Consider the following 5520-nt stretch of genomic DNA (forward strand, 5'->3'; position numbering starts at 1 on the left):
TCCAGTAACTCCGGTGGCACCGGTTGGCCCAGTATCACCAGTAACTCCAGTCGCACCAGTAGGCCCGGTATCACCAGTTACACCAGTCGCACCGGTAGGTCCGGTATTACCATTTGCACCCGTATCACCTGTTGGACCAGTAGGTCCGGTATCACCAGTTACACCAGTGGCTCCGGTAGGCCCAGTATCTCCAGTATCTCCAGTGGCACCCGTAGGCCCAGTATCACCAGTTACACCAGTGGCTCCGGTAGGCCCAGTAGCTCCAGTAACTCCAGTAGCACCTGTTGGACCAGTAGGTCCGGTATCACCAGTTACACCAGTGGCACCAGTAGGCCCGGTATCTCCAGTTACACCAGTGGCACCAGTAGGCCCGGTATCTCCAGTATCACCGGTTGGACCAGTAGGTCCGGTATTTCCAGTGGATCCAGTAACTCCGGTGGCACCGGTTGGCCCAGTATCACCAGTAACTCCAGTCGCACCAGTAGGCCCGGTATCACCAGTTACACCAGTCGCACCGGTAGCTCCGGTATTACCAGTTGCACCAGTGGCACCAGTAGGCCCGGTATCACCAGTTACACCAGTGGCACCGGTAGGTCCGGTATTACCAGTTGCACCCGTATCACCTGTTGGACCAGTAGGTCCGGTATCTCCAGTGGATCCAGTAACTCCGGTGGCACCGGTTGGCCCAGTATCACCAGTTACACCAGTCGCACCAGTGGCTCCGGTAGGACCAGTATCTCCAGTTACACCAGTGGCACCAGTAGGTCCGGTATCACCAGTTACACCAGTGGCTCCGGTAGGGCCAGTAGCTCCAGTAACTCCAGTATCACCTGTTGGACCAGTAGGTCCGGTATCACCAGTTACACCAGTCGCACCGGTTGGACCAGTATCTCCAGTGGCTCCAGTGGCACCCGTAGGTCCAGTATCACCAGTAACTCCAGTCGCACCAGTAGGCCCGGTATCACCAGTTACACCAGTAGGCCCGGTAGGTCCGGTATCTCCAGTATCTCCAGTTACACCAGTCGCACCAGTGGCTCCGGTAGGCCCAGTATCTCCAGTTACTCCAGTGGCTCCCGTAGGGCCAGTAACTCCAGTCGCACCGGTAGGTCCGGTATCACCAGTTACACCAGTGGCACCAGTAGGCCCGGTATCACCAGTTACACCAGTCGCACCGGTTGGACCAGTATCACCAGTTACACCAGTCGCACCAGTTATACCAGTATCTCCAGTAACTCCGGTTGGACCAGTAGGTCCGGTATTTCCAGTATCTCCAGTTACACCAGTAGGCCCGGTATCACCAGTAGGTCCGGTATCACCAGTAGGTCCGGTATCTCCAGTAGCACCAGTAGGCCCAGTATCTCCAGTTACACCAGTTGCACCAGTCGCACCCGTATCTCCGGTAGGCCCGGTATCACCAGTGGCTCCAGTAGGTCCGGTATCACCAGTTACACCAGTTGCACCAGTTGCACCAGTTGCACCCGTATCACCGGTAGGCCCGGTATCACCAGTTACACCAGTAGCACCGGTAGGTCCGGTATCTCCAGTTACACCAGTGGCTCCGGTAGGCCCAGTATCTCCAGTTACTCCAGTGGCTCCGGTAGGTCCAGTATCACCAGTTACACCAGTAGCACCGGTAGGTCCGGTATCTCCAGTTACTCCAGTATCTCCAGTTGATCCTGCTGCAGCCAGTAATGTGTAGTCTGGGGAAGTATCTGGTGTACCTGTCGGTGGTGCAGTATTTACTACATACGTACTGCCATTAAAGGTCACTACTTGCCCTACCGGGTAAGTAGGACTTACTACCGGATCAAACGCTTCAATTCCTGTTAATCCTACACCGGTAGGCCCGGTATCTCCAGTTACTCCAGTGGCTCCCGTAGGGCCAGTAACTCCAGTAGCACCAGTAGGTCCGGTATCACCAGTTACACCAGTGGCTCCGGTAGGCCCAGTATCACCAGTTACACCAGTGGCACCAGTAGGTCCGGTATCACCAGTTACACCAGTTGCACCAGTAGGCCCGGTATCTCCAGTAGCTCCAGTAACTCCGGTGGCACCAGTGGCACCCGTAGGGCCAGTATCACCAGTTACACCAGTGGCACCCGTAGGGCCAGTATCACCAGTTACACCAGTGGCTCCGGTAGGCCCAGTAGCTCCAGTAACTCCAGTGGCACCCGTAGGGCCAGTATCACCAGTTACACCAGTGGCTCCGGTAGGGCCAGTAGCTCCAGTAACTCCGGTGGCACCGGTTGGACCAGTATCACCAGTTACACCAGTTACACCAGTGGCACCAGTAGGCCCGGTATCACCAGTTACACCAGTCGCACCGGTTGGACCAGTATCACCAGTTACACCAGTCGCACCAGTAGGCCCGGTATCTCCAGTTACTCCAGTGGCTCCCGTAGGGCCAGTAACTCCAGTAGCACCTGTTGGACCAGTAGGTCCGGTATCACCAGTTACACCAGTCGCACCGGTAGGCCCAGTATCTCCAGTGGATCCATTGGCACCCGTAGGTCCAGTATCTCCAGTAACTCCAGTCGCACCAGTAGGCCCGGTATCACCAGTTACACCAGTCGCACCGGTAGGTCCGGTATCTCCAGTAGCTCCAGTAACTCCGGTGGCACCAGTGGCACCCGTAGGTCCAGTATCACCAGTTACACCAGTGGCTCCGGTAGGCCCAGTATCTCCAGTAACTCCAGTGGCACCCGTAGGTCCAGTATCACCAGTTACACCAGTGGCTCCGGTAGGCCCAGTATCACCAGTTACACCAGTGGCTCCGGTAGGGCCAGTATCACCAGTAACTCCAGTAGCACCTGTTGGACCAGTAGGTCCGGTATCACCAGTTACACCAGTGGCACCAGTAGGCCCGGTATCTCCAGTGGCACCAGTAGGCCCGGTATCTCCAGTAGCTCCAGTAACTCCGGTGGCACCCGTAGGTCCAGTATCACCAGTTACACCAGTAGCACCGGTAGGCCCGGTATCACCAGTTACACCAGTAGCACCAGTAGCACCGGTTGGACCAGTATCACCAGTAACTCCAGTATCACCAGTAACTCCAGTCACACCAGTAGGCCCGGTATCACCAGTCGCACCGGTTGGACCAGTATCTCCAGTGGCTCCAGTATCACCGATTGGACCAGTAGCTCCAGTAACTCCGGTAGGCCCAGTAACACCAGTAGAACCTCTTTTTACAATCTTATTATTTGTTTTTTTTCGTCCTTTTGCTTTAGCACAAGTGCTGTGATGTTTAACAATTTTTTTCTTTTTACATTCTCGTTTAAGAAGAGGGCAATCATCAAATGTAGGTCTATCGTGACGAGATTTTCTGTAATGAGGTTGCCAATCATGATTTTTTCCGCAAAAGGGACATTTGTTATCGTACTGGTTATACAAATTCCCCATCTCCTAAAAGTTAATATTTTATTCTATGTGGAAATTTAAAAAGCGGAATTGAGCTTAATGATATTTTTTAGTTCGAAGTTCATCGAATCAAATCATTTAAAAGTTAAATCGTTTTATGTTATGGTGTTGAAAGAATGAAACTAGTATGATTTTTGAAAGAAATGGGGCAGCATGTATGAGTCAATCAGTTTTACAACACACAGCATATTCCGTGTTAAATTTATCCTCTGTAACAGAGGGGGGCACAATTAAAGAATCATTTGAACATAGTATGGATTTAGCAAAAAAAGCTGAGAAGTGGGGCTACCATAGATATTGGCTTGCGGAGCATCATAATATGGAAGGGGTTGCGAGTTCAGCAACATCCGTCTTGATTGGATATATTGCTGGAGGGACTGAAAAGATCCGCGTTGGTTCTGGGGGGATTATGCTTCCAAACCATTCTTCACTCGTCATTGCAGAACAATTTGGAACACTGGAGACTTTGTATCCAGGGAGAATTGATTTAGGTCTAGGGCGGGCACCAGGAACAGATCAGTTAACGGCAAGGGCACTTAGACGTAATCTTCATAATGGGGAGGATTTCCCTGAGCAGCTTGAAGAACTTCGGCAATATTTCAAACCGACTGGTCAGGTCAAAAAACATGTAAGAGCCGTTCCGGGAGAAGGATTGGATATCCCGATTTGGCTTCTTGGTTCAAGTGGTTTTAGTGCAAGGCTTGCAGGAGAACTGGGACTGCCATTTGCCTTTGCCGCACATTTCTCCCCTAAAAATACCATTCCTGCTTTAGAATTATACAGACAGTCATTTCAACCTTCAGATGTGTTAAAAGAACCTTATGCGATGGTTGGTGTCACGGTTTTTGCTGCTGATCAAACAGAGCGGGCTGAATATTTGGCGACGTCTCATTATCAGCGATTTTTGAGCCTTATTCGTAATACACCAGGAAAACTCAAAGCCCCTGTTGAAAGTATGGATGGGTTATGGAGTCCATATGAGAAGGCGATGGTGGACGAACAATTAAGTTCGACGATGATCGGGGATAAACAAAAGGTGAAAAAAGAGTTAGAAGCCTTTATTGAGGCGACTCAAGCAGATGAAGTCATGATTAATTCTGATATGTTTGACCATCAAGAAAGAATGCGTTCTTATGAAATCATTGCAGAGATATTTCAAGAGGAACAAGAAAAATAAGAATAAAAAAAGAACTGCCAAGAGCAGTTCTCAGGCTGTCGAGAAAATCTCGACAGCTTTATTTTTTTCCTTAAATTTTCCACTATCCCATTTTATAATAGAGAAAAGCATACTAAAGGAAGGTGTTTTTCTCATGTTCCACACTAGAAATTCTTCTCAGCACGAAGCCGAATTTGTTTTGCTAGATCAATTGGTCGAAGAGGATCACCTGCTTCGTAAAATTGATCAGTACATTGATTTTTCATTTATCATAGACAAAGTAAAACCATATTATAGTGAGAATAAAGGTCGTCCCTCACTTGATCCACTTATTTTGTTTAAAATGATGTTTATTGGATACCTGTACGGTATCCGTTCTGAAAGACAACTTGAAAAAGAAATTTACTATAACATGGCGTATAGATGGTTTTTAGGTTTAAACATCAATGACCCCGTTCCCCATCACTCGACCATTAGCTGGAATCGTCGTACTCGATTTAAAGATACAACCATTTTTCAAGACATTTTCGATGAAATTGTTCTTCAAGCCATCAATCACGATATGGTTGGAGGGCGCGTTCTTTTTACTGACTCCACTCATCTTAAAGCCAATGCCAATAAACATAAATATACAAGAAAAACGATTGAACAAGATACCCAGAACTATATAAATGAATTAGAAGAAGCGATCCAAGAAGATCGGGTGGCACACGGAAAAAAGCCCTTAAAGGTAAAAGAGGAGGTGAAAACGGAAAAAGACATTCGTCAAAGTACGACTGATCCTGAAAGTGGCTATCTTTATCGTGAAAACAAACCAGAAGGCTTTTTCTACCTAGACCACCGTACAACGGATATGAAGTACAATATCATCACAGATGCTCATGTCACGCCTGGCAATGTCCATGATTCCGTTCCGTATCTTGAACGATTGGATCACCAAATCGCAC

3 protein-coding genes are annotated in these 5520 nt (G+C 48.9%); 2 read left to right on the forward strand and 1 reads right to left on the reverse strand.

Annotated elements, in window-relative coordinates; translation table 11 throughout:
• The coding region (locus ACTJKA_RS19775; protein WP_440607920.1) for a beta strand repeat-containing protein at window positions 1-3399 on the reverse strand (3399 nt) is incomplete at its 3' end.
• Window positions 3400-3574: 175 nt separating this feature from the next.
• Between ACTJKA_RS19775 and ACTJKA_RS19780 the strand changes: the two genes are divergently transcribed.
• Both ACTJKA_RS19780 and ACTJKA_RS19785 read left to right on the forward strand, forming a co-directional pair.
• On the forward strand, window positions 3575-4594 hold the full coding sequence (locus ACTJKA_RS19780) for an LLM class flavin-dependent oxidoreductase (protein ID WP_026050100.1): 1020 nt from the start codon (window positions 3575-3577) through the stop codon (window positions 4592-4594).
• Window positions 4595-4727: 133 nt separating this feature from the next.
• On the forward strand, window positions 4728-5520 hold a 793-nt coding region (locus ACTJKA_RS19785), incomplete at its 3' end, for a transposase (RefSeq protein WP_440607782.1).

The organism is Bacillus sp. 22190, assembly GCF_052045575.1.
GTDB classification, from domain to species: domain Bacteria; phylum Bacillota; class Bacilli; order Bacillales; family Bacillaceae; genus Bacillus; species Bacillus altitudinis.